Origin of the sequence: Streptomyces sp. TRM68367, from assembly GCF_014495685.1 — a bacterium.
Classification (GTDB): Bacteria; Actinomycetota; Actinomycetes; order Streptomycetales; family Streptomycetaceae; genus Streptomyces.
On sequence record NZ_JACTVI010000211.1, the window covers coordinates 1 to 4,168 of the forward strand.

Annotated in this window: 3 protein-coding genes and 1 pseudogene; 2 read left to right on the forward strand and 2 right to left on the reverse strand. The window is 66.9% G+C overall.

Features of this window, described 5'->3' with window-relative positions:
- Positions 1–321: 321 nt before the first annotated feature.
- Positions 322–699: pseudogene (locus tag H8R17_RS44595) on the reverse strand (RidA family protein); the annotation flags it as partial.
- Positions 700–771: 72 nt separating this feature from the next.
- Between H8R17_RS44595 and H8R17_RS44600 the strand changes: the two are divergent.
- Positions 772–1,689, forward strand: a complete 918-nt coding sequence (locus H8R17_RS44600) for a LysR family transcriptional regulator (protein ID WP_187828865.1) — start codon at positions 772–774, stop codon at positions 1,687–1,689.
- On the opposite strand, the gene H8R17_RS44605 is transcribed toward H8R17_RS44600, so the two are convergent.
- Positions 1,683–2,381: a site-specific integrase gene (locus tag H8R17_RS44605; RefSeq protein ID WP_262506035.1), complete on the reverse strand. Its 699-nt coding sequence runs from the start codon at positions 2,379–2,381 to the stop codon at positions 1,683–1,685. The two genes, H8R17_RS44600 and H8R17_RS44605, sit on opposite strands and share 7 nt — an antisense overlap.
- A 366-nt stretch (positions 2,382–2,747) precedes the next feature.
- On the opposite strand from H8R17_RS44605, the gene H8R17_RS44610 reads away from it, so the two are divergent.
- A partial coding sequence (locus H8R17_RS44610; protein WP_187828866.1) for a glycoside hydrolase family 30 beta sandwich domain-containing protein occupies positions 2,748–4,168 on the forward strand: 1,421 nt, incomplete at its 3' end.

The following is a 4,168-nucleotide window of genomic DNA, read 5'->3' on the forward strand; positions in this document are numbered from 1 at the left end:
AGGAGGCGATCACTCCCGGAGTCAGTCACACACCGTGACACCACGTCAGTGCGTGAGACGAGGCGCACCGCTCAACTTCGAAGACCCCGATTCACACCTCGGGCCCGCTCGCGCACGTCTCCTGCCCACCGCTCTTCGAGGTCGTGCCCACAGCGTGCCTGTACGGGCGGGCAGCCACGGTCAACAGCGGTGCGACCCTGCACTCCCCTGGGTTCGCACCGTAGTGAAGACGGCCGCGTAGTAGGGGGGTTCATAGGCCTCGACGGGCATGACAGGCACTTCCGAGTGATTGCTCATGGCGCCATCGCGAGGCGGGATGCGCCGCCGCGCGTACACCTCTATTTCGATCTTCATCCGCGGGTCGGCGAGACCGCACATGAGCATCGTGGCGGCGGGCTGAACGTCGCCGAAGTAGCGGCGCAGGACCGGCCAGCAGGGTTCGAAGTCTTCGCGGTCGGGCAGTAGGTAGCGCACGCGCACCACGTCGGCGAAGGTGCACTTCGCCTCGGCCAGTGCGGCCTCGAGGTTGCGGAGGCACTGCTCGGCCTGCTCCACCACGTCGTCGGAGATCGTCATGGTGGCGTAGTCGAACCCGGTCGTCCCGGACACATGCACCCAGTCGCCGTCGACCACAGCACGGGCATAGCCGATCTGCTCCTCAAAGGCCGAGCCGCTGAGGATCGCGCGTCGCTCTGTCATGCGCCGAACGCTAAATGACCAGCACTGATACGTCTAATACGGCCGCATGCATGGTCTGATATCTCTTGGCGTATGGAGCGCCCCGAACTCCCCCTACCGCAGCTGCACGCCTTCGTCGTGCTCGCAGAGGAACTCCACTTCGGCCACGCGGCCGCCCGCCTGGGCATCGCCCAGCCGCCGCTGAGCCAGCAGATCCGCCGCCTGGAGGACAAGGTCGGCCACGAGCTGTTCACCCGCGCCCCAGGGCATGTCACCCTGACCCCAGCCGGCAGCGAACTGCTGCCCGCCGCCCGGCGGGCACTCACCGGCCTCGCGGACGGCCTGGCCGCAGCCCGGGCCGTCGGCAGTGGCCAGGCCGGCCGCCTACGGATCGGCTTCGCCGCCTCCCTCGCCCTGACGGTCCTGCCCGGCCTGCTGCGCACCTTCCGTCACCAGTTCCCTGGCGTGCACCTGGACATCCGCGAGATGACCACCGCTCCACAGATCGCCGCCCTGCACGACAAGACCATCGACATCGGTCTACTGCGCGAACCCCCCACCGACGAGACAGAGCTCGGCTTCAGTACGGTACTCAGCGAGCCTTTCGTGGCCGTGCTGCCGTCCACCCATCCTCTGGCCACCCAACGGACCGTACAGCTTGCACAGTTGGCGGACTCGCCCTTCGTGCTGCTGCCCCGCACGGTCGGCCCGCCACTGCACGACCAGATCATCGGCCTGTGCACCGCAGCAGGGTTCACACCGCAGGTAGTCCAGCACGCGGTGGAGTGGCAAACCGTGTGCGCCCTCGTGGAAACCGGTCTGGGCGTCTCCCTGGCCCCGGCGAGCATCCGACGCATCCGCCTCAAAGGCGTCGCCTTCCGCAGGATCGAACCCGGCACCGCCCGCACACGAGTGGCCGTCGCCTGGCGCGAGAACGACCATAACCCCCTGGTCACACACCTGCTGGCGACCATCAGCCAAGATCCGCCGGACAGGCCCTGGGGTCAGTGACTCATGGGGTGCGGGGCCGAGGGAGCCCCAGATCCACCGGTCGCCGGACCGTTCGAGCGGCGTCTGCCTGCTTGGTCCGGAGGAAGGTCAGGGTCGTGTTGATGCCGTCGATCTTCGCCGAGCCATCCCTCGGTCTCGGCTCGCCGTAGTCGTTGAAGAAGATCCTGCTCAAATTCGGCCAGCCTTGTGAGCATTTTCGGGTTGACCCGGAGCACCGGGCAGCGGATGCAGGCATGTTCGTGCTGACAGGGTGATCCGTAGGGGCGAGCGCAGTTGCCGAGTTCGACCTTGCGTTTGTCGAAGTGCTCCTCGAACTCGACCCACTCCTCGGGGGCGACATCGCCGCACGCGTGCTCGGGACGCAGGGCTCGGCGGTGGTTCAGGAACTCCTGGTAGTGCTTGACGATGTCCTCGGCGAAGACCGCGACGTAGCCCTGTGTCGTCTGGAGATTCAGGTGTCCGAGGAGGGCAGCACCTATGTCGATTGGAAGGCCGCCGTTGACGATCTCGGTCGCGAAGAGCCGACGGAAGTCGTGTGGCGTGAACTTGGTGCCTGCGAACGCCGGATTGCTCTCGGCGATCTCTTCGCAGCTGCGATGACCCGGACGAAAGGCTCGGCCAGGGTCTTGGCCCGGCGGCGGTCCTCGCGGGAATCCGTGCGGCTGTAACGACGCCCCTGATGCGGAGATCATCTCGCTCCATGATCAGAGACGCTGGTGCAGTTAACACACCACATCTGGGTGCGGGCGGCCGTCCTGGTAGTGCGTCGTGCGTTCGGCGCGGACCGTCCCGCCCCCGCCCGCGCTTCGTCGCGCGCTGAGGCTTGCGGTGTCGAGGGGCAGTCGTTAACTTCGCGACTTAACCAAGACTTCGAAATCTTGCATGTCGTTCGCAATATCGAACAGCACGGGTGGCTTCCCAAGCCGCCAAGGGCAAGCCGAGGCAACGACCAGCAGCACCTCCCCTCCGAACAAGACCAGCGCAGAGCCACTCCCGTGAATGGGAGCGCTCCCAGTGAATCATGCGCGGATCAGCACCAACAGCCAAGAGGAGGAGACATGACGCAAGATCGGAACGAGCCCGTGAGCGGCGAGCGGAGATCGCCGAGCCGGAGAACCGTCCTCGCGACCTTGGGGTCCCTGCCGGTCCTCACGGCCACGACGTCGACCGTGGGGGCTTCGGAAGCTACGGCCGCGACGGCTGCCGCCACGGCGGTCATCGACCCGTCGGCGCGGCGGCAGACGATCCGGGGCTTCGGCGGCATGACCCACACGGGCTGGATCGGCGACCTGACAGCCGCCCAGCGGGACACGGCGTTCGGCACCGGCGAGGGCCGGCTGGGGTTCTCCGTGCTGAGGATCCCCGTCCCGGAGGACCAGGCGCACTGGAGCCGTGATGTGGCGACGGCGAGGCGCGCGATCGAGCTCGGGGCGACCGTCATCGCGTCGCCGTGGAATCCCCCCGCCCACATGGTCGAGACCTTCGTCCGCGGCAGTCAGACCGACGCCAGACGCCTCAGGTACGACATGTACGGCGCCTATGCCCAGCACCTCGACGACTTCAGCGCGTTCCTGCGGAACAACGGGGTGAACCTGTACGGCATTTCGGTGCAGAACGAGCCCGACTACGCTCATGACTGGACGTGGTGGACTCCCGCCGAAATGGTCCGGTTCCTGCGGGAGAACGCCGGCTCGATCGGCACCAGGGTCATCGCGCCCGAGTCCTTCCAGTACCGGAAGAACATCTCGGACCCGATCCTCAACGACTCCGTGGCGCTCGCGAACGTGGACATCATCGGGGCCCATCTCTACGGCACGCAGTTCTCGGACTTCCCCTATCCCCTCTTCAAACAAAGGGGCGCGGGCAAAGAACTCTGGATGACCGAGGTCTACTACCCCAACAGCAGCGATTCGGCGGACCTCTGGCCACAGGCGCTCGACGTGGGGGAGCACATCCACCGTGCAATGGTGGACGCCGAGTTCCAGGCGTACGTCTGGTGGTACATCCGGCGCAGCTACGGCCCCATGCGGGAGGACGGCCGGATCAGCAAGCGCGGCGCCAGCCTGGCGCACTTCGCCAGATTCGTCCGCCCCGGATACGTGCGGATCGAGGCGACGGCGAACCCGGCGTCGAACGTCTACGTCTCGGCGTACCGGGGCGGTCAGTCCACAGTCGTCGTCGTTGCCGTCAACAAGGGGACTGCTGCGGTGAGCCAGCAGTTCTCCCTGGCGAACAGCACGGTGTCCAGTGTCTCGTCCTGGCTGACCGACGCGAGCAGGAACGTCGCGCCCCAGGGCACGACCGGCGTGTCGAACGGCTCCTTCACCGCCACGCTGCCCGCTCGAAGCGTGACGACCTTCGTGGCCGGCGTGACCGAGGCTCCCCGCGGGATCGACACCGGTGCGTGGTACGTGCTGGTGAACCGCAACAGTGGCAAGGCGCTCGACGTGTACAACCTCGCCACCGACGACGGCGCGCG